The 19,826-nt window shown below is 68.7% G+C and carries 18 protein-coding genes and 1 tRNA gene; 7 read left to right on the top strand and 12 right to left on the bottom strand.

What is annotated here, in order from left to right; genetic code table 11:
• Position 1 precedes the first annotated feature (1 nt).
• The 4 genes from CAL24_RS20690 to CAL24_RS20675 are packed head-to-tail and all read left to right on the top strand — an operon-like array spanning position 2 to position 3,352.
• Positions 2-328 carry an AtuA-related protein gene (locus CAL24_RS20690; protein ID WP_028352890.1) on the top strand — a complete coding sequence of 109 codons (327 nt, stop codon included), beginning with the start codon at positions 2-4 and terminating at the stop codon, positions 326-328.
• A gap of 9 nt (positions 329-337) precedes the next feature.
• Positions 338-1,285 carry an SMP-30/gluconolactonase/LRE family protein gene (locus CAL24_RS20685; RefSeq protein WP_094807780.1) on the top strand — a complete coding sequence of 316 codons (948 nt, stop codon included), beginning with the start codon at positions 338-340 and terminating at the stop codon, positions 1,283-1,285.
• Positions 1,282-2,253 carry a tripartite tricarboxylate transporter substrate binding protein gene (locus CAL24_RS20680; RefSeq protein ID WP_094807779.1) on the top strand — a complete coding sequence of 324 codons (972 nt, stop codon included), beginning with the start codon at positions 1,282-1,284 and terminating at the stop codon, positions 2,251-2,253. Before CAL24_RS20685 ends, CAL24_RS20680 begins: the two co-directional genes overlap by 4 nt.
• 7 nt (positions 2,254-2,260) lie before the next feature.
• The gene (locus tag CAL24_RS20675; RefSeq protein WP_094807778.1) at positions 2,261-3,352 is read left to right on the top strand and encodes an SDR family oxidoreductase; all 1,092 of its coding nucleotides are present in this window, start codon (positions 2,261-2,263) and stop codon (positions 3,350-3,352) included.
• Here the strand turns inward: CAL24_RS20675 and CAL24_RS20670 are convergent.
• Positions 3,330-3,725: a winged helix-turn-helix transcriptional regulator gene (locus tag CAL24_RS20670; RefSeq protein WP_038852881.1), complete on the bottom strand. Its 396-nt coding sequence runs from the start codon at positions 3,723-3,725 to the stop codon at positions 3,330-3,332. The genes CAL24_RS20675 and CAL24_RS20670 overlap by 23 nt on opposite strands.
• 102 nt (positions 3,726-3,827) lie before the next feature.
• Here CAL24_RS20670 and CAL24_RS20665 point away from each other — a divergent pair, with 102 nt between their 5' ends.
• The gene (locus tag CAL24_RS20665) at positions 3,828-4,850 is read left to right on the top strand and encodes a zinc-binding alcohol dehydrogenase family protein (protein ID WP_094807777.1); all 1,023 of its coding nucleotides are present in this window, start codon (positions 3,828-3,830) and stop codon (positions 4,848-4,850) included.
• A gap of 108 nt (positions 4,851-4,958) precedes the next feature.
• Here CAL24_RS20665 and CAL24_RS20660 read toward each other — a convergent pair whose 3' ends face one another.
• Positions 4,959-5,912, bottom strand: a complete 954-nt coding sequence (locus tag CAL24_RS20660; RefSeq protein ID WP_028352886.1) for an alpha/beta fold hydrolase — start codon at positions 5,910-5,912, stop codon at positions 4,959-4,961.
• 150 nt (positions 5,913-6,062) lie between these two features.
• On the opposite strand from CAL24_RS20660, the gene CAL24_RS20655 reads away from it, so the two are divergent.
• Positions 6,063-6,884 carry an AraC family transcriptional regulator gene (locus CAL24_RS20655; protein ID WP_094807776.1) on the top strand — a complete coding sequence of 274 codons (822 nt, stop codon included), beginning with the start codon at positions 6,063-6,065 and terminating at the stop codon, positions 6,882-6,884.
• A gap of 54 nt (positions 6,885-6,938) precedes the next feature.
• Here the strand turns inward: CAL24_RS20655 and CAL24_RS20650 are convergent.
• The 9 genes from CAL24_RS20650 to azu form a co-directional block, all read right to left on the bottom strand.
• Positions 6,939-7,023: transfer RNA gene (locus CAL24_RS20650), tRNA-Leu, on the bottom strand.
• A 53-nt stretch (positions 7,024-7,076) separates the two neighbouring features.
• Entirely contained in the window at positions 7,077-8,123 is a 1,047-nt protein-coding gene (locus CAL24_RS20645) for an FAD:protein FMN transferase (RefSeq protein ID WP_094807775.1), read from the bottom strand.
• Positions 8,120-8,692 carry a nitrous oxide reductase accessory protein NosL gene (locus CAL24_RS20640; RefSeq protein WP_094807774.1) on the bottom strand — a complete coding sequence of 191 codons (573 nt, stop codon included), beginning with the start codon at positions 8,690-8,692 and terminating at the stop codon, positions 8,120-8,122. Before CAL24_RS20640 ends, CAL24_RS20645 begins: the two co-directional genes overlap by 4 nt.
• Complete coding sequence (locus tag CAL24_RS20635; RefSeq protein ID WP_094807773.1) at positions 8,689-9,519, bottom strand: ABC transporter permease; 831 nt, start codon at positions 9,517-9,519, stop codon at positions 8,689-8,691. Before CAL24_RS20635 ends, CAL24_RS20640 begins: the two co-directional genes overlap by 4 nt.
• On the bottom strand, positions 9,516-10,421 hold the full coding sequence (locus tag CAL24_RS20630; protein ID WP_094807772.1) for an ABC transporter ATP-binding protein: 906 nt from the start codon (positions 10,419-10,421) through the stop codon (positions 9,516-9,518). Before CAL24_RS20630 ends, CAL24_RS20635 begins: the two co-directional genes overlap by 4 nt.
• Entirely contained in the window at positions 10,418-11,713 is a 1,296-nt protein-coding gene (locus CAL24_RS20625; protein ID WP_028352871.1) for a nitrous oxide reductase family maturation protein NosD, read from the bottom strand. Before CAL24_RS20625 ends, CAL24_RS20630 begins: the two co-directional genes overlap by 4 nt.
• A 9-nt stretch (positions 11,714-11,722) precedes the next feature.
• On the bottom strand, positions 11,723-13,630 hold the full coding sequence (gene nosZ, locus CAL24_RS20620; protein WP_028352870.1) for a TAT-dependent nitrous-oxide reductase: 1,908 nt from the start codon (positions 13,628-13,630) through the stop codon (positions 11,723-11,725).
• 43 nt (positions 13,631-13,673) lie between these two features.
• A complete protein-coding gene (locus CAL24_RS20615; RefSeq protein WP_094807771.1) occupies positions 13,674-15,917 on the bottom strand; it encodes a NosR/NirI family protein in 2,244 nt (747 codons plus the stop codon).
• A 140-nt stretch (positions 15,918-16,057) separates the two neighbouring features.
• Positions 16,058-16,507, bottom strand: a complete 450-nt coding sequence (gene azu / locus CAL24_RS20610; protein ID WP_028352868.1) for an azurin — start codon at positions 16,505-16,507, stop codon at positions 16,058-16,060.
• A gap of 274 nt (positions 16,508-16,781) precedes the next feature.
• Here azu and htpG point away from each other — a divergent pair, with 274 nt between their 5' ends.
• Entirely contained in the window at positions 16,782-18,689 is a 1,908-nt protein-coding gene (htpG, locus tag CAL24_RS20605; protein ID WP_028352867.1) for a molecular chaperone HtpG, read from the top strand.
• A gap of 135 nt (positions 18,690-18,824) precedes the next feature.
• On the opposite strand, the gene CAL24_RS20600 is transcribed toward htpG, so the two are convergent.
• Complete coding sequence (locus CAL24_RS20600; protein WP_028352866.1) at positions 18,825-19,790, bottom strand: Bug family tripartite tricarboxylate transporter substrate binding protein; 966 nt, start codon at positions 19,788-19,790, stop codon at positions 18,825-18,827.
• Positions 19,791-19,826 lie beyond the last annotated feature (36 nt).

The following is a 19,826-nucleotide window of genomic DNA, read 5'->3' as shown; positions in this document are numbered from 1 at the left end:
GATGGGCATCCTGGTCTACGAACTGGCGCATGCGCGTGCCGGCGACAAGGGCAATACTTCCAGCATCGCCGTCATTGCCTACGACGATGCCGGCTGGCAGGTGCTGCGCCAGCAACTGACCGCCGCGCGCGTCGAGCAGGCCTTCGCCCACCTGGGGGCGGGGGCGGTCAGGCGCTACGAGGTGGCCAGCCTGAAGGCGCTGAATTTCGTCATTCCCAATGTGCTGGCCGGCGGCGTGACGCGTTCCTTGCGGCTCGACCCGCATGGCAAGTCGCTGAGCGCGCTGATGCTGGGCATCGAACTGCCCGGCGGCGCCGCGCAATCCTGAGAGGCCGATATGTATCCTCCCGCAGAACCCTTGCCCACCGAGATATTCGCCCGCCTGCCGGAATCGCTGTACCTGACGGACCAGCCGTCCACCTGGCTGGCCGCGCGCCATGTGAAGATGCACTCGTTCCTGGAGGGGCCGGCCTTCGACCGCGCCGGCAACCTCTGGTGCGTGGACCTGGCGCACGGCCGCATCCTGCGGGTGGACCCGGCCGGCAACTTCGAGGTGGTGGTGCGCTACGAGGGCGAGCCCAACGGCCTGAAGATCCACCAGGACGGGCGCATCTTCGTGGCCGATCATCTGCACGGCCTGATGCTGGTCGACCCCGCGGCCCGCACCATCCGGCCCTACCTGCAACATGTGCAGCGCGAAGGGCTGCGCGGCCTGAACGACTTGTTCTTCGCCGCCAACGGCGACCTGTACTTCACCGACCAGGGCGAGAGCGCGCTGGAAAACCCCACCGGCCGCGTGTTCCGCCTGCGCGCCGACGGCAAGACCGTGGACCTGCTGATGGACGGCCTGGCCGGCCCCAACGGGCTGGTGCTGAACCGGGCGGAGAACGTGCTGTACGTCGCCATCACGCACGACAACGCCATCTACGCCCTGCGCCTGGAGCCCGGCGGCGCCATGAAGAAGGCCAGCCGCTTCATCCAGCTGTCGGGCAGCACCGCCGGCCCCGACGGCCTGGCGCTGGACGAGGCCGGCAACCTCGCCATCGTGCATGCCCAGGCCGGCACGGTGTGGCTGTTCAGCCCGCTGGGCGAGCCGCTGTACCGCATCCGTTCCTGCGCCGGCCTGCGGACCACCAACGTCGCGTTCGGCGGCGACGACGGGCGCAGCCTGTATATCACCGAAGCGGAGCAGGGCGTCATCCTGCGCGCGCGCCTGCCGCATCCCGGCAAGCCGATGTATTCCCACATGCCAAGCACAGCACATCCTCAGGAGACAACATCATGAAGCTGCACCGCTTGATCGCCGGCCTGGCCTTCGGCCTGGCCACGGCGGCCGCCGTCCAGGCGGCCACCACCTGGCCCGCGCGCCCCATCCGCCTGATCGCCACCTACGGCCCCGGCAGCTCCATCGACATCATCGCCCGCCTGGTGGCCAAGCCGCTGTCCGAGCAACTGGGCCAGCCCGTGATCGTCGAGAACAAGCCGGGCGCCGGCGGCGACCTGGGCACCGACATCGTCGCCAAGGCCGACAAGGACGGCTACACCATCGGCTTCGCCTCCGCCGGACCCATTACCGTCAACCCGAACGCGCGCTCCCGGATGCCCTACGACTCCATGAAGGACCTGGCGCCGGTCGCCCTGATCGCCACCGGCCCCAACGTCATCCTGGTCAATCCGTCGCTGCCGGTACAGAACCTGCAGGAACTGATCGCCTACATCAAGGCCAACCCCGACAAGGTCAGCTTCGCGTCGGCCGGCGTCGGCACCAGCGGCCACATCGCCGGCGAGCTGTTCCAGCACCTGTCGAAGACCCGCATCCTGCACGTGCCGTACAAGGGCAACAGCGAAGCCATCACCGACACGCTGGGCGGCCGCACCCAGATCGTCATCAGCGGCGTGCCGCCGATCCTGTCGTTCGTGAAATCCGGCCAGCTGCGGGCCATCGCGGTCGCCGACGCGAAGCGCTCGCCGCTGCTGCCCGACGTGCCCACGGTGGCCGAGGCCGGCCTGCCGGGCGCCGAGAGCGTGGCCTGGTATGGCATCGTGGCGCCGGCCGGCACGCCCACCGAGATCCTGGACCGCCTGCACGACGAAATCGCCAAGGCGGTGGCCAGTCCCGACGTGCAGGCGAAGTTCGCCAGCCTGGGCATCGTGGCGGCCTCGGACAGCCGCGCCGCGTTCGGCCAGCGCATGCGCGACGAGTTCGAGCGCTTCAAGACGCTGTTCAAGCAGATCAACCTGGTCATGGATTGACGCGGCCATGCCTCGTACCGTACTGATTACCGGCGCCAGCGGCCTGGTGGGCACCGCGGCGGTCGATTCGTTCCTGAACGCGGGCTGGGACGTGGTCGCGGTTTCGCGGCGCCGTCCCGAAGTCTTCAGCGAGCGGCCGTTCACGCACTTGCCCGTCGACCTGCAGGACGCCGCCGCCTGCCAGGCCGCCTTCGGGCGCCTGCCGCAAGTGAGCCACGTGGTCTACGCCGCGGTCTACGAAAAGCCGACCCTGATCGCCGGCTGGCGGGACCCGGAACAAATGGCCACCAACCTGGCCATGATCAAGAACGTGATCGAGCCGCTGGCCCGCACGGCGCACCTGCGGCATGTCACGCTGCTGCAGGGGACCAAGGCGTACGGCGTCCACCTGCATCCCATCCGCATCCCCGCGCGCGAGCGCGAGCCGCGCGACGACCATCCGAATTCATACTGGTTCCAGGAAGACTACATCCGCGAGCAGGCCGGCCAACACGGCTTCGGCTGGACCATCTTCCGTCCCGCCATCGTGCTGGGACCCAACGTGGGCGTGGCCATGAACACCATCCCGGTCATCGGCGTGTATGCCGCGCTGTGCCGGGAAGAGGGCAGGGCGTTCAGCTATCCCGGCCACATTCCGTACCCGCGCGAAGCGGTGGACGCGCGCCTGATCGGCGACGCCGCCGTCTGGGCGGCCGGCAACCCGCGCGCCTGGGGCGAGCACTACAACCTGACCAACGGCGAAGTCTTCAGCTGGCGCGATCTGTGGCCCGGCCTGGCCGCCTTGCTGCAAGTCGAGCCGGGCCCGGACCAGCCCCTGTGCCTGGCCGAGTACCTGCCCAGCCGCGCGACGCTGTGGGCACAGATCGTCAAGAAACACGGGCTGCGGCCGCTCGGCATGGAGGAACTGCTGGGCCAGTCGCATTACTCGGCCGACGCGCGATTCGGCTATGGCCTGCGCGCGGCGCCCGCGCCCGCCTTCGTCAGCACCGTGAAGATCAAGCAGGCGGGCTTCACGCAGGTCTACGACACTGAAGAGTGCGTACACCATTGGCTGCGGGTGCTGGCCGACCGCAAGATCATCCCGGCGCCGGGCGCCTGAGCCTGGCCTCCTGCCGGCCCTGGGCCTGGCGCGCGCCGCCCTGGATATGGGCGTCGCCCCACGCCTTCAGCGCATGGATGACCGGGGCCAGCGTCTGGCCGTACTGGCTCAGGCGGTACTCCACCTTGGGCGGCACCTCGGGATAGACCTTGCGGGTGATCAGGCCGTCGCCTTCCAGCTCGCGCAGCTGGTTGGTGAGCATGCGCTGCGTGATGCTGGGCAGCAGGCGGCGCAGTTCGTTGAAGCGCAGTACCTGTTCGGTGAGCAGGCGGTACAGGATGACGCCTTTCCACTTGCCGCCGATCAGGTTGAGCGTGGCCTCGACGGTGCAGCCGGCGGCGCAGGTGAAGGATTGATGCGGGGTGCGGGCCATGACAGTACCTTTTTCGACACTATATGCAAAATATGTGCGTTCTTACCAAGACCGGCAATAACGGCAAAAATGGCATCCATTATTCACTGAATGGAGCACGCCATGAAAGCCGTCGGTTTCAACCAGCCGCTACCGATTGCCGATCCCCGCGCCCTGGTCGACCTCGACCTGCCCGACCCTGACTACGGCGAACACGACCTGCTGGTCGAAGTGCAGGCCATCGCCGTCAATCCTGTCGATACCAAAGTGCGCGCGTCCGCGCAGCCCGCCGCCGGCGCCTGGCGCATCCCGGGCTGGGATGCCGTGGGCCGCGTACGGGCGGTCGGCTCCCGCGTGACGGGATTCAAGCCCGGCGACCGGGTGTTCTATGCGGGCGCGATCGACCGGCAGGGCTCTTGCGCCGAGCTGCAGGCGGTGGACGCGCGCATCGCCGCCCATGCGCCGGCCACGCTCGGCGACGAACAGGCCGCGGCGCTGCCTCTGACCGCGCTGACCGCCTGGGAGACTTTGTTCGACCGCTTGCGGGTCGGGCAGCCCGTGGCGGGCGCGGCCGATGCCATCGTGGTGATCGGCGGGGCCGGCGGCGTCGGCTCCATCACCATCCAGCTGGCGCGCGCCCTGACCGGCCTGACCGTCATCGCGACCGCCTCGCGGCCGGAGAGCGTCGCATGGGCCACCAGGCTGGGCGCCCATCACGTCATCGACCACCGCCAGCCGCTGGCCCCGCAGGTCGAAGCCCTGGGCCTGGGGGCGCCGGCCTTCGTCTTTTCCACCACGCATACCGACCGCTACCTGGACGACATCGTGGCGCTCATCGCCCCGCAGGGGCGCATCGCGCTCATCGACGACCCGAAGTCGCTCGACATCTTGCCGCTCAAGCGCAAGAGCCTGTCGATCCATTGGGAATTCATGTTCACCCGGCCGCTGCTGGGAACCGCCGATATCGCCCGCCAGCACGAGATCCTGCGCGAGGTGGCCGGGCTGGCCGACCAGGGCAAGATCGCCTCGACCCATGCCCAGTCGCTGGGGACGATCAACGCGCAGAACCTGCGCCGGGCCCATGCGCTGCTGGAGAGCGGCCAGGCTATCGGCAAGATCACGCTGGCCGGGTTCGCGCCGCAATAGCCGGGCACAAGGCCAAAGCCCGCGCCCTGTTGCGGATCCGGCAACAGGGCGCGGGCCGCGAACGACCGCGGGACATGCTCCCGCGGCCGGTAGCGCCTGGCGGCCGGCTCAGTCCTCGAGGAAATCCAGCAGGTCCTGATTGAAGCGCGCCTTGTGGGTGTCGGTCAGGCCATGCGGCGCGCCGGGGTAGACGATCAGCTTCGCCCCCTTGATCTGCGCGGCCGACGCCTTGCCGGAAATGTCGAGCGGCACGATCTGGTCGTCATCGCCGTGGATCACCAAGGTGGGCACGTCGAACTTCTTCAGGTCCGCGCGGAAATCCGTGGCCGAGAAGGCCGCGATGGAATCGTAGGTGTTCTTGTGGCCGGCCTGCATGCCCTGCGCCCACCAACTGTTGACCAGGCCTTGCGAAACCTTGGCGCCGGGACGGTTGAAGCCGTAGAACGGGCCGGACGCGAGGTCCAGGTACAGCTGCGAGCGGTTCTCCAGCGAGGCCTTGCGAATGCCGTCGAAGACTTCCAGCGGCAGCCCGTTCGGGTTGTCCGCCGTGCGCAGCATCAGCGGCGGCACCGCGCTGACCAGCACGGCCTTCTTGATCCGGCTGGTGCCATGGCGGCCGATATAGCGCGCCACTTCGCCGCCGCCGGTGGAAAACCCCACCGCGGTGACGTCCTTCACGTCGAGGGCGGTGATCACGGCAGCGAGATCGTCGGCATAGTGGTCCATGTCGTTGCCGTCCCAGGGCTGGCTGGACCGTCCATGACCGCGCCGGTCGTGGGCGATCACTCGGTAGCCATGGTCGGCCAGGAAGATCATCTGCGATTCCCAGCTGTCCGAACTGAGCGGCCATCCGTGGCTGAGGGTGACGACCGGGCCATCCTTCGGGCCCCAGTCCTTGTAGTACAGGCGCACGCCGTCGGCCGTGACGATGTAGTTGCCGTCTACCGTGGCGCGCGCGGCGATTTGCGCGGGAGAGGCGGGTTGCGAGGCGTGCTCGGCGGCGCCGGCTTGCAGCGAAGCCGCCAGCAGGCCGGCGGCGATGGTGCGGGTGGTGGTTTTCATGGCAGTAACTCCTGAGTTGCGTAGAGGACGGGGAAGGGTTTCCGAATCAGTGGGCTGGCCGGGCGGGTGGACCCGGTAAGACGCATTCTGCGCGCCCAGGCGAAACTCCAGGTGACGTAAAATACGGAAAACTTGATCAGGAGTACTGCCATGGCTGACCGGCTCGCGGCATTGATGGCGCATTTCCCGGTGAACGCCCAGGTGTTCAACACGGGCGCGCTGTGCGGCCTCAACACGGTGCACAGCGATGGCGCGCACGGACAGCTGCACCTGGTGCGCAGCGGCTGGGTCGAGGTGCGCTACGGCACGGACTTGCTGCCCGTCGCGCGTCCCAGCCTGCTGTTGTTCCCGCGGCCCCTGACGCATCACTTCGTCACCGACCCGGCGCGCGGCGCGGACATGGTGTGCGCGAACCTGTCATTCGAGGGCGGCGCGGGCAATCCGATCGCCGCGGCGCTGCCGGACGTGGTCTGCCTGCCGCTCGAAGACATCGCAGGCGCCGAGCCGGTGCTGGCGCTGCTGTTCGAGGAAGCCTTCGAACAGCGCTGCGGCCGCGTCGCGCTGATCGAGCGGCTGTTCGAAGTGGTGATGATCCAGGTCCTGCGCCAGTTGATGGAAAGCGGTGCGGTACATGGCGGCCTGCTGTCCGGCCTGTCGCATCCGCGCCTGCGCAACGCGCTAGTGGCGATGCACGAAGCGCCGGCGCGGGACTGGACCCTGGACGAACTGGCGAATGCCGCCGGCATGTCGCGCAGCGTGTTCGCCACTACCTTCCGCGACAAGGTCGGCCTGACGCCGGGACAGTATCTGCAAGGCTGGCGGGTGCGGCTGGCGCAGAAGGCGTTGCGCCGCGGCCGCCCCTTGAAGATCATCGCCGCCGAGGTGGGATACGGCAGCGAAGCCGCGCTGTCCCGCGCGTTCAAGGCGCAGTCGGGACAGTCGCCGCGGGAATGGCGAGCGAGTTATTTATAGTGTTCGACCGAGAGGGGCCAGGAGGTGAGTGGGGGGCGCGAGGGGTGTGCTGGATGGTGCCCGGGGCCGGAATCGAACCGGCACGCCTTGCGGCGGGGGATTTTGAGTCCCCTGCGTCTACCAATTTCACCACCCGGGCACGGGGGGGCGCGCAACCTCGACAAGCGGGTTGGCGTGGAGAGGAACTCGCGATTATATGCGGTCTTTGGACTTCGCGCTCGGGGCGTCCCGGCCTTGTGCCGTGACGCTGCCGTCGGCCAGCACGAACCAGGCCCGCAGTCCCAGCTGGCGTACCAGCGGTGCCGTGGCGTCCAGCGGCATGTGCGAGAAAGCGGTGGATAGGGCATCGGCGGTGGTGGCGCTGGGGGCGGCCACCGAGACGCTGCGGTAGCGCGGCTGGGCGCGGCCGGTGCGCGGGTCGAACAGGTGGCTGTGGCGGCCGGCCGGATCCAGCGGGGTGCCGTAGCCGCTCGAGGTGGCAATGGCCTGGTTGCGGATTTCCACGGTGGTGTGGATGCGCTCGGCGTCCTGGGGCTGGGCCAGGCCGACGCGCCATGGGGCGGACTGGCCGGGGGCGGATCGGTCCAGGCCGCGGATTTCGCCCAGGTCCACCAGGGCGCGGTCCAGGCCGCCGGCGCGCAGCAGTTCGGTGACGCGGTCGGTGATGTAGCCCTGGGCGATGCCGTTCAGGGTCAGGGCCATGCCGGGACGCAGCAAGGCGATGCGCGCGGGGCCGGCCTGGATGGCGCGGTGGTCGACGCGGGCCAGCGCGGCCTGCAGGGTGGCGGCGTCGGGGCCGTCCGGGGCGGCGCCCGGGCGCGCGAAGTGGTCGACATAGACCTGCCATAGGGCCTGCACGCTGGGGTCGAAGGCACCGTCGGTCAGGCGGCTGTAGTGCGCGCTTTCGCTCAAGAGGCGCAGCAGGTCGGCGGGCGGCTGGTCCAGATGGCCCTGGCGGTTCAGGGCGACCAGCGCGCTGTCTGGGCGATACAGGCTGAAGAGCTTTTCCAGGCGCTGGACTTCGGCCAGGGCCTGGTCGAGCAGGCGCCGGGCGGCGCGCGGGTCGGGGTGGTAGAGCCGCAGTTCGGCGTCGGCGCCGAGCGCGACGCCGCGCCATTGCGCGGTGGGCGTGGCGCTGGCGGCGCGGGCCGGGCGCAGGCTGGCGGGGACCAGGGCCCAGGCGGAGACGGCGGCGGTGATGCCGAGGAAGCGGCGGCGGGCGCGGACGGGTGGGTTCATGGCGTGGATCCGGACGAGTCAGGGGCCGGCGCGGGCGGCGGCGCGTCGTAAGAGAAGATGTAGCTTTCGGGCATGTCGTGGAAAGCGACGACGCGCCCGCCATGGGCCTGGGCGAAGGCCTCGGCCTGGTCGCGCCGGCCGAAGGGCAGGGCGTCTTCGGCGCCCATGCCGCCGATGTAGCCGCCTTCGATGACGTAGTAGGCGCGGCGCGCGTCGATCCAGGCGGCGGGGTCGGGCGCGACGCCGCGTTCGGCGCCGGCCATGTCGTTGACGTAGATGGCGCGGATGGTCTTGGGTTCCTCGGGCAGCACGGTGTAGGCGAAGACCTGTTTCACGGTCGAGAACCACACCGGGGTGTCGCGGCCGTCGAGGAAGATCTGGCCTTTGGGGCCGACGTGTTCATTGAGGGCCATGCCGCAGTAGTGGCCGACGGCGTCCACGGTGATGGCCGCCGGCGGCGGGGCCGAGGCGGCTTGCCGGTCGTCGCCGCCGCACGCGGCCAGCAGGGCCAGCAGGACGGCGCAGGCGGCCGGCCGGAGGCGGGCGGGCAGGTTGCGCGGCGCGCTCATAGGGATTTTCTCTGGAAGGCGATGGCGGCCAGCAGGAACGGGATGGCGATCCACAGCAGTTGCGCGATGGCCAGGGTGGCGGTGCCCAGGCTGGCCTGGCCGCTGACGCCGGCCATGCCGGCGTACATGGAGATGTTCTCGAAGCCGGTCAGGTTCATCAGGCGGTAGACGTCGGAGGGGTTGAGCAGCAGCAGCACGTTGAGCAGGCCGGCGGTGACGGTGCGGCCCTGGTCGGCGGCCAGCAGGCCGAGCAGGGCCATGTCGTAGATGACCACGAAGAACAGCCATACGCCGATGGCGATGCCGGCGGCGGTGGCGCGCTCGCGCACCAGGGTGCTGACCAGGTAGCCCATGGCCAGGAAGCTGGCGCCCAGCAGCACGCTGGCGGCGATCAGGAAGGCGAAAGGGCGCCAGGCGGCGGCATCGGCGCCGCCATGGGCAAGCTGCAGGGCCAGGCCGGCAAAGCCGTAGCCGGCGGTGGTGGCCAGCGCCAGGATGGCCAGGTGCCCGACGAATTTGCCGACGATGACCTGCCAGCGCGACACGGGGTAGCTGAGCAGCAGGGCCAGGGTGCCGCGGTCGGCTTCGCCGACGATGGCGTCGTAGGCCAGCAGCATGGCGATGAGCGGCACCAGGAAGATCGACAGGCTGGACAGGCTGACCACGGTGACGGTAAGTGGGTCGACCTTGACCGCGCCGGTGGGCGAGCTGCCCAGGAAGCCCAGCGACAGGGCCAGCGCGGCCAGCAGCAGCGCGGTGGCGAGCACCCAGCGGTTGCGCAGGCCGTCGCGGATTTCCTTGCCGACGATGGTGAATACGGCGTTCATACGGGGTTCCGTTCGAGCAGGTGGGCGTAGATCTCGTCCAGGCTGGGGATGTGCACGTGGAGGTCGGCGATGGGCAGGTCGATGGCGCCGAGCGCGCGGACGGCCTCGACCTTGTCGTGTTCGGCGCAGGTCCGTTCGAAGCGGGCGGGGCCGGTCTGGCGCCATGGCGGCGGCAGCGCGCCGGCCGCGGCGTCGACCGCCAGGGTGATGCCGATGCGCACCGGCACGTCGATGGCGCGGCGCAGCTGCGACAGGCTGCCGTCGGCGATCTTGTGGCCGCTCTTCATGACGACGACCCGGTCGACGTGGTCGGCGATCTCGGCCAGCGCGTGGGTGCTGACCAGCACGGCGGCGCCCTGGTCGCGCAGCTCGCGCACGATGTCGTAGAACATCAGGCGCGAGGCCGGGTCCAGCCCGGTGGTGGGTTCGTCCAGCAGCAGGATGCGGGGCTGGCCCAGCAAGGCCTGGGCCAGCGCCAGCCGCTGCCGCATGCCCTTGGAATAGCCGCCGACGCGCCGGCGCGCGGCGTCGGCAATGCCGACCTTGTCGAGCAGCGCCGCGTTGCGCGCCAGCGGCTGGCGCTTCAGGCGCGCGTAGAAGTCCAGGGTTTCGGCGCCGGTCATGGCGGGGTGCAGGGCGACGGTTTCGGGCAGGTAGCCGATGTCGTGGCGCAGCCGGGCGGCCGGCCGGCTGGCGGCGTCGTGGCCCAGCAGGCGCACGCGGCCGTGGGTGGGCCGGATCAGGCCCAGCACCAGCTTGATCAGCGTGCTCTTGCCCGCGCCGTTGTGGCCGGCCAGCGCCACGCACTCGCCGGCGTTGAGTTGCAGGTCGACGCGGTCGAGCGCGCGATGGGCGCCGTAGTGCTTGCTGGCGCCTTCCAGCGCGATTTGCACGGCGTTCATCGGGCGGCCCTCATGGCGCCGGCGGCGGGCAGGGCGGGCGGCTGCATCAGCGGGGCGCTGTCGATGACGCCGCCCGGCAGCAGCGCCGGGAATTGCGACTGCGCCCAGCGCACGATGGAAACGGCGGGGCTGTTGAGCAGGATGCGCGCGGCCGGGGCGCGCCAGAGGATCTGGTCGACCACGTCGTTGGGACGGTAGGCGGTGTCGGCGATGCCGTCGCCGTTCAGGTCGAAGGCGGTGTTGTCGCTCCAGTAGTTGCCGCGGCCGTGGCGCGACCATTCGATGACGCGCGTGCCCACGTACTTGACCTGGTTCTTGTTGTTGATGAAGGCATTGCCGGAAATTTCGTTGCCGTCGGAGCCGGCGGTGAAATGGATGCCGATGTCGCAGTCCTGGAAGTGGTTGGCGTCGAACCGGTTGTTGTTGGCGTTGTACAGGAACGCGCATTTCGGCGCGCCGCGTACCGCGTTGCCGGTGATGACCGCGTCGTTGGCATAGTTGAACATCAGGCCCTGGTCGCGGCTGCGCACGGCGGTGTTGCCGCGCACAACCAGGCGATGGGAATACATGATGGCGTAGCCGATGTCGTTGTCTTCAGAGAAGTTGTCGCTGACTTCGCTGTCGTTGGTGTACATGTAGTGGACTGCGTAGCGCAGCTGGTGGAAATGGTTGCCGCGGAAGATGTTGTTGCGGCTGGTATTGGAGAAGATGCCGTCGCGCCCGGCGGATATGTCGTTGTCCAGCACCCGGCTGCCGGGGCTGTTCCACAGCGATACGCCGTTGCCGCGCTCGGCCACGCGCAGTTCGGTGTTGCCGACGATGCGGTTGGCGCGCACCAGCGCTTCGTTCGGGCCCCATACGTAGACGCCCATGAGGTTGTCGAGGATGTCGTTGTGCTCGACCACGGCATGGTGGGCGGTGCGGTCCAGGAACACGCCCGCGTCCATGGCGGGCAGGCTCAGGCCGGATTGGCGGATGGTGAGCTGGCGCAGCGTGACGCGCTCGGCGTGCACCCAGATGGTGCGGCCGGCGCGCTCGCCGAGGATGACGGCCGAGCGGTCGGCCGGGCCTTCGAGCGTGAGCGGTTTGTCGATGACGAGGTTGCCGGGGTATTCGCCCGGCGCCAGGCGCAGCACGTCGCCGGGCGCGGCGGCGGCGATGGCCTGTTGCAGGTCGGCGCCGGCCGGCAGCGCGACGACGGCCGCCGCGGCGCCGCCGGCCAGGGCCAGCCCGGCCAGCAGCATGCCGGCCGGGGCCACGCCGCGCAACGGCGGGGAAAAGGCATGGCCCATGCGTGCCCGCTACGACTTCTTGGGCAGGACGACCATCTGGCCGGACATTTCCATGTGCAGCGCGTGGCAGAACCACTGGCAGTAGTACCAGAAGACGCCCGGCCGGTCGGCCTTGAAGGTGACCGAGGAAGTGGCCTGCGGGCCGATTTCCATGGCGATGCCGTGGCCTTCCAGCGTGAAGCCGTGGGTCAGGTCTTCGATGACTTCCATGTTGGTGACCACCACGGTGACCTCGTCGCCCTGGTTGACCTCAAAGCGCTTGACGCTGAACATCGGCGCCACGGCGATCATGTAGACCCGCACCTTGTTGCCGTCGCGCACCACCTTGGCGGCGTCCTCGAGCACCACGCCGTCCTTCTTGGCCAGCTGGCGGGCGTCTTCCCACATGGGGTCGTCGCGCTTCCAGACGTTGAGCGGATGCACCTTGGAGCGGTGCACCAGCAGCATGTCGTGCGGCTCGGCGAAGCTGGGGCCGTCGTGCACCAGCTTCATTTCGTCGCCCGAGATGTCGATGAGCTGGTCGTTCTCCGGCTTGAGCGGGCCGACGTTCAGGAAGCGGTCCTTGGAGAACTTGTTGAGCGACACCAGCCACTTGCCGTCGGCCTCGCGCGTTTCGCCCATGGTGCTGTGGTTGTGGCCGGGCTGATAGTGCACGTCGAGCTTCTGGATGATGGGGTCGACCTTCTCGCCGGCATAGGCGCGGCGGGCCTTGTCGAGGCTCCACTTGACCATCTGGCTGTCGATGAACAGCGTGGTGTAGGCGTTGCCGCGGCCGTCGAAGGCGGTGTGCAGCGGGCCCAGGCCGAGCTGGGGTTCCGCTACCACGCAGTCGCGCGGCTTGATCTTGTCGTCGAACAGGTCGTCCAGTTTGCGCACGTCCAGCACGGTGACGGTGGGCGACAGCTTGCCGTTGAGCACCACGTGGATGCCGTCGGGCGCGGCGTTGCAGCCGTGCGGCGAGTTGGGCACGGGGATGTAGCGGGTGTACTTGGAGCCGGCCCGGCCGTCGAGCACCGGCACGCCGTTCAGCGTCTTGAAGTCGCCCGCCTTGACGCCTTCCTCGATGCGCTTGATGTTGAAGACCACGACCCAGTCCTGTTCGTTGGCCGAGGCTTCTTCGACGGTGACGCCTTTCTCGGAGTTGTAGCAGGTGGCGAAGGAGTACTTGCCCTGGTAGTCGGCGTCGCCGTTGTCGAGGTTGCCGTCGACCATGACCTGCCAGGCGATCTTCATGGTGTCGCCGTCGATGGCGGTGTAGATGGCGAAGAAGTTCTTCTTGGGGTCGTCGGTGACGGTGCCGTCGTTGGGCAGCGGCACGATGTGCTCGCCGTTGGCGAACACGTAGCCGGTGCGCGGGTAGCGCTGCGGACGCAGGCCGTGAATGCCCGAGGCGTTGGGGATCTCGGTGACCTTGTCGGTTTTCATGACGTCGCAGCGGATGCGCGCGACGCGGTTGTTGGCCTTGTCGTTGATGAAGACGTAGCGCCCGTCGTAGGTGCTGTCGGTGAACGACATGTGGGGGTGGTGCGCGTCGCCGTTCAGGTAGACGCCACCCTTGTCTTTCAGGTAGGCGCGGGTTTCTTCCGTCAGGCCCTCGGTGAGAACCTTGCGGCTTTCGTTGGTGACGCCCCAGCCCGTGGCGCTGCAGTGGTTGAAGACCGGGATGCGCATCAGCTCGCGCATGGAGGGCAGGCCCAGGATGCGGACTTCGCCCGACTGGCCGCCGGAGTTGAAGGCGTAGTATTCGTCGAGCTCGCCGGGGGCCACGTGGCCGGACTGGCCGCCCGGCTTGTCGTCTTTGGCGTGGGCGCCGGACAGGTGCGCACCGCCGACGAGGCCTGCGGCACCGGATAATGCGGCGGTGCCCAGGAAGCCCCGGCGGCTGAGTCCGGTTCGGTCGGTTTTCTGATCGGACATGGCTAACTCCTTGGATGTAATGGCGTGGGGCCGTGGTGTGGGGTCAGAAATTGGCGGAGGGAGACGGCGGCGAGTCGGGCTTGGCGCGCGGCACGTGGTGCAGCACGGCTTCCGCGGGCGGCGCGCGGCGGCGTTCGCGTTTGGCCTTCTTCTGGATCAGGGGCGGGCATTTGCCGTCATGGTGGTACAGCATCTGGCAATGCAGGCACTGGATGCATTCGTTGGGGTTGATGGCGCCGGTGGGGTCGATGGCCTGCACCGGGCATTCCTGGTTGCAGCGCTGGCAGGGGTTGCCGCATTCGTGGTAGCGGCGCAGCCAGTTGAAGATGCGCAGGCGCGCGGGGATGGCCAGCGCCGCGCCGAGCGGGCAGAGGTAGCGGCAGAAGAAGCGTTCGATGAACAGCCCGGCGACCACCAGCGCCACCGCGAACACCACGAAGGGCCAGTCGCGCACGAAGCGCAGGATGATGGCCGTCTTGAAGGGTTCGACTTCGGCGAGCTTCTCGGCCAGGGCCAGGTCGTACAGCGAATAGCCGAACAGCACCAGGAAGATGACGTACTTGAGGGTGGACAGGCGCTGGTTGACGCCGTGGCGCACGGTGACCTGCTTGATGCCCAACCGCCTGGCCAGCCGGTTGGCCAGTTCCTGCAGGGCGCCGAAGGGGCACAGCCAGCCGCAGAACGCGCCGCGGTTCCAGAAGACCATGGAGATGGCGGTGGCGCACCACAGGATGAACACCAGCGGGTCCATCAGGAAGTCGTCCCAGCGGAACTCGGTGCGCAGCGCGGTGGTGAAGGTCAGCACGTTGACCACCGACAGCTGGGCCTGGGCATACCAGCCGATCCAGAAAAGCGCGAAGGCCAGGAAGGCCAGCCGCACGCGGTCGTGCAGCAGGGGGCGGCGGGTGAGCTGGTCCTGGAAGAAGAAGATGCCCACCAGCACGTCCAGCCCGACGGCCAGGATGACGACCTGCCCGCGCTTGGCGTGCCAGATCTGCTTCCAGAGCGCGGGCGCGGTGTCGTCGAAGGCGGGCTCGGCCGCGGCGGGCTGCGCGACGGGCGCGTCGGCCGGCGCCGCCCCGGGGGCCGGACGGGTGTAGGCCTGCGGCAGTTCGTACGGCAGGTCGAAGGTGACGAAAGCCTTGTCCGTGACGCTGAGCACGCGCTGCACCATGAGCTGCAGGCGCCAGGGGGCGACCGGGTCCAGCGTGGCGTCTTCCGGGACGACGAACAGGGCGACTTCCGGGAACGACGGGGCGCCGGGGGCGGCGACGTCGGCCAGGCGCTGGTGGTCGCGGTCGCGGAAGCGGAAGCTGCTTTCGCCCTGGATGATCTCGATGCGGTCGAAGATGCCGCCGCGCACGTAGCCCGACCCCTTGAACGAGTAGGCCCCGCTACCCGCCACCAGGACGGCCTGCTGGCCCGGCGCCAGGCGGGCGGACAGGTGCTGCCAGGTGGCGTCGCCCAGCAGGCTGCGGCCGATGGTGGGCACGCTGACCAGCGCCGCGTAGAGGTCGATGAAGGTGGCGGCGGGGTCGGCGGCTTCCGGGCGGGCGGCGGCGTCGTGCCGGCCGGTGCGCTCGAACGCCTGGTTGACGTCGGCCACCGACAGGCGCAGGCGCTGCACCGCGCCGCTGTCGAGCAGGGCTTGCCACGGCTGGACCGGGCCGAGGGCGTCGTCCACCACCCGCGCCGGCGCGGCGGGGGCGCCGGCAGGGGCGGCGGCGGGCGCGCCGATGCCACGGCTGCGCGCCACCGCGATGGCGGAGCGGGTGATGCTGTCGCCGATGACCATCAGCGTGACGGTGGCGCCGCTGATGATGTCGACCGGCGGCGGCGCGCCGTGGCGCGGCGGGGAATCGATGAAGTTCAGGCCCACATAGCCGTTGATGAAGGCCTCGACGCGGGATTCGGGGATGCCGATCAGCACGATGGGTTCGTGGTGTTCGACCAGGCGGGCGGCTTCGATGCGGCCGTTGTCGGCCAGGGCCACCACGACGTCGATGGGCTTGCTGGAATAGCCGCGCGTGTTGACCACGTCGGTGGTCAGGTAGACATGGCCCAGGGGGCGGTCGCCGGCGTAGGCGCGGGCGGCGAGCGGCTGGCCTTCGGGCGGGCCGAGGCGGTCGGCGCCGGGGTAGAGTTCGCCGGGCGGGAAGGCGGCCAGGAAATGCGGCAGCCGCTGGGCTTGCGCCGTGCTGAGGAGGACAGCGGTACAGGCCAGGAGGAGGAAGGCGAAGATGCGAAATAGCCCCGAGGAATTCGCCGGTACTACGAGCCCTGGCATGCGATTACTCTTTGAAATGTTGTTGCACGCCATGCTACGCAGGCGCGCAGGGGCGCGCGTTGCGCTAGGTCAACCCGGTCGGGGACGTATGAAACGAAACGGGCGCCCCGTGGGGCGCCCGTCGATGGAAGCGAGGCGGATCAGCTGCCGAACTTCAGTGCGCCCTTCATGATGGCCCAGTGGCCGGGGAAGGAGCAGAAGAAGGCGTATTTGTCGCCGGCGGCGAGCTTGGAGGTGTCGAAGGTGACGGAGTCGGATTCGCCGCCGCCGATGAGCTTGGTGTGGGCGATGACGCGGGCGTCGTCGGGCTTGACGTAGTCTTTGTCGAGGCCGGCGGTCATGCCGTCGGTGGCGACGGCCTGCATGTCGGCTTCCTTGGTGAGGACCCAGTTGTGGCCCATGGCGGCCTTGGCCATCTTGCCGACGTGCTTGAGGTGGACGGTGAATTCCTTGCAGCTTTGGTCGACGACGATTTCCTTGGTGTTGAACTGCATGGCGTCGTTGCTTTCGACGGTGGTTTCGCACTGCGCTGCCAGCACGGGCAGGCTGGCGGCGGACAGCAGGACGGCAAGGGTGGCTTTGACCAGCATGGGGATCTCCAGTAACACGGCGACGGGAAGGGGCCGGCAGGGGCCGGGGGCGGTGTCGCCAAAATCAAAAGTTTATCCAGGCCTGCCTGCGGCGGCTTTGACCCCACACAATGACACATGCAAGGGGCTATGTTAAGTGCCCACCGGGCCGGGCGGGCGGTGTCTTGAAATTCCCCGGGGCCGCCCATATAACTTGCGGTTTCCGGGCCCGGCCGGCGGAATCCCCGACGCCGGGCCGGTATTTTGTTCAATTTTTGATCATATCGTTCGAATCATGAGCCAAACCGCCACGTCCGCCACGCCTGAAACCCTGGGGTTCCAGGCCGAGGTGAAGCAGTTGCTGCACCTGATGATCCATTCGCTGTACAGCAATAAGGAAATCTTCCTGCGCGAACTGGTCTCGAACGCCTCCGACGCCTGCGACAAGCTGCGCTTCCAGGCCATCGACGACCCGGCGCTGCTGGAAGGCGACGGCGAGCTCGCCATCCGCGTTGACTACGACAAGGCCGCGCGCACCATCACCATTTCCGACAACGGCATCGGGCTGTCGCGCGACGAGGCCGTGGCCAACCTGGGCACCATCGCCCGTTCGGGCACGCGCGAGTTCTTCGCGCAGCTGACCGGCGACAAGCAGAAAGACGCGCAGCTGATCGGCCAGTTCGGGGTGGGTTTTTATTCGTCGTTCATCGTGGCCGACAAGGTCACGGTGCTGAGCCGCCGGGCCGGCGCCGCCGCCGGCGAGGCGATCCTCTGGGAATCGGACGGCCAGGGCGAGTTCAGCATCGCCGCCGCCGAGAAAGACACGCGCGGCACCGATGTGACGCTGCACTTGCGCGAAGACCAGGACGAACTGCTCAATGGCTGGAAGCTGCGCGAGATCCTGCGCCGCTATTCCGACCATATTTCGCTGCCGATCCGCATGGCCAAGGAAGAGTGGGACAGCGACAAGGGCGAGCAGGTCAAGAAGGACGAACTGGAGACGGTCAACCAGGCCAATGCGCTGTGGACGCGCAGCAAGAACGACGTGACCGACGAGCAGTACCGCGAGTTCTACAAGACGGTGTCGCACGACTACGACGACCCGCTGGCCTGGACCCACAACCGGGTCGAGGGGCGCAGCGAATATACGCAGCTGCTGTACGTGCCCAAGCACGCGCCGTTCGACCTGTGGGACCGCGAAGGGCGGCGCGGCGTGAAGCTGTACGTCAAGCGCGTGTTCATCATGGACGACGCCGAGCAACTGCTGCCGTCGTACCTGCGCTTCGTGCGCGGGGTGATCGATTCGGCCGACCTGCCGCTGAACGTGTCGCGCGAGATCCTGCAGGAAAGCCGCGACGTGCGCGCCATCCGCGAGGGCTCGGCCAAGCGCGTGCTGTCGCTGCTGGAGGACCTGGCCGAGAACAAGCCGGAGGATTACGCCGCCTTCTGGACGGAATTCGGCCAGGTGCTGAAGGAAGGCGCGGGCGAGGATGCCGGCAATCTTGAACGCATCGCCAAGCTGATGCGCTTTGCCTCGACCCATGCCAACGAGGCTGCCCAGACCGTGTCGTTCGCCGACTACGTGTCGCGCATGAAGGAAGGCCAGGACAAGATCTACTACGTGACGGCCGACAGCTTCGCGGCGGCCAGCAATAGCCCGCACCTGGAGATCTTCCGCAAGAAGGGCATCGAGGTGCTGCTGCTGTCGGACCGCGTCGACGAATGGATGCTGTCCTACCTGCGCGAATTCGACGGCAAGCCGCTGGTGTCGGTGGCCAAGGGCGGCCTGGACCTGGCCGAGCTGGCCGACGAGGACGAGAAGAAGCGCCAGACCGAAGTGGCCGAGACCTTCAAGCCGCTGGTCGAGCGCCTGCAGAAGGCGCTGGAAGACCAGGTCAAGGAAGTGCGGGTGACGCTGCGGCTGGTCGATTCGCCGGCCTGCGTGGTGGTGGGCCAGAACGAGCTGAGCCCCCACCTGTTGCGCATGCTGAAGGCCGCCGGCCAGGACGCGCCCAACGTGAAGCCGGTGCTGGAGATCAACCCGGAGCACGCGCTGATCGCGCGGGTGCGCGACGCCGGCGACGACGAGTTCGGCGAGTGGGCGCGCCTGCTGCTGGACCAGGCGCTGCTGGCCGAAGGCGCGCAGATCGCCGACCCGGCTGCCTTCGTCAAGCGCATGAATGCCTTGTTGCTGAAGGCTTGAGGTGGGCAATGGGTGTCAGACACCGGAGGTGTCTGACACCTGCAGACCTGGGTATGGATGTCGCCGCTGGACGTGTCTGACACCTGGAACGACACTTGCCGTCGCTGAGTTGATGCAGGACGCGGCGGGGATGCGTCAGTTGGCCTTGAAGCCGGTGGCCTTGACGATGTCCGACCAGCGGCGGGCTTCGGATGCCAGCAAGGCCTGCAGGGCCTGGCGGTCGGAGCCGACGATGGTGAAGCCGGCGTCGCCCAGGGTGCGTCGGGCCTCGGGCACGCGCAATGCGGCGGCGCTTTCGGACTGCAGGCGGTCCAGCACCGCTGCCGGCGTGCCGGCCGGCGCGAACAGGGCGAACCAGGCGCCGAAATCGACCTTGTCGTAGCCGGCCTGCGCGAAGGTGGGCACGCCGGGCAGCGCGGGGGAAGGCTGCGCGCCGGTGATGGCCAGCGCGCGCATCTTGCCGCCCTTGACCTGCGGCGCGGCCATCGCCGTGGTGACGAAGGCGGCCTGCACGCCGCCCGATATCAAGGCCGAGACCGCGTCGCCGGTGGATCGGTAGTGCACTGGCTCGATCTTCATGCCGACTTCCCGCGCGAACAGCTCGGCGCCGAAATGGCCCGGCGTGCCGGCGCCGAACGTGCCGAAGTTCACGCGGTCGCCGGCGTTCTTGCCGGCGGCGATGAACGCCGCCAGGTCCCGGTGCGGCGAGCTGGCCGGCACCACCAGGACGAAGTCGGCGCGCACGACTTCGGAGACCGGCGCAAAGTCGCGCGCCGGGTCGTAATTGAGGTTGCTGTACGTGGCGGGCGAGATGCTGATGGAGCCGACTTCGCCCAGCAGCAGGGTGTAGCCGTCGGCCGGGCTGCGCGCGACCGCCTGGGCGGCGATCTGGCCGCCCGCGCCGGCGCGGTTCTCCAGCACCACGCTCTGCCCGAGCCGTTCGCCCAGGTGGTGCGACAGGGTGCGCGCGACGATGTCGGGCCCGGTGCCGGGCGGGAAGCCGACGTTCAGGCGGATGGGCGCGTCGGGGTATTGCGCCACGGCGGCCAGCGGCAGGCACAATAGGGCCGCGGTCAGCAGGCGGCGGGAAAGCGAGGGCATGGGTCGTCTCCTTGGGATGGCCGCCGGTGCGTGGCC

It is taken from the genome of Bordetella genomosp. 2, assembly GCF_002261345.1.
Taxonomy (GTDB): domain Bacteria; phylum Pseudomonadota; class Gammaproteobacteria; order Burkholderiales; family Burkholderiaceae_B; genus Bordetella_A.
The sequence above is the reverse complement of the archived record's forward strand: the minus strand, read 5'-3'. Positions and strand labels throughout refer to the sequence as shown.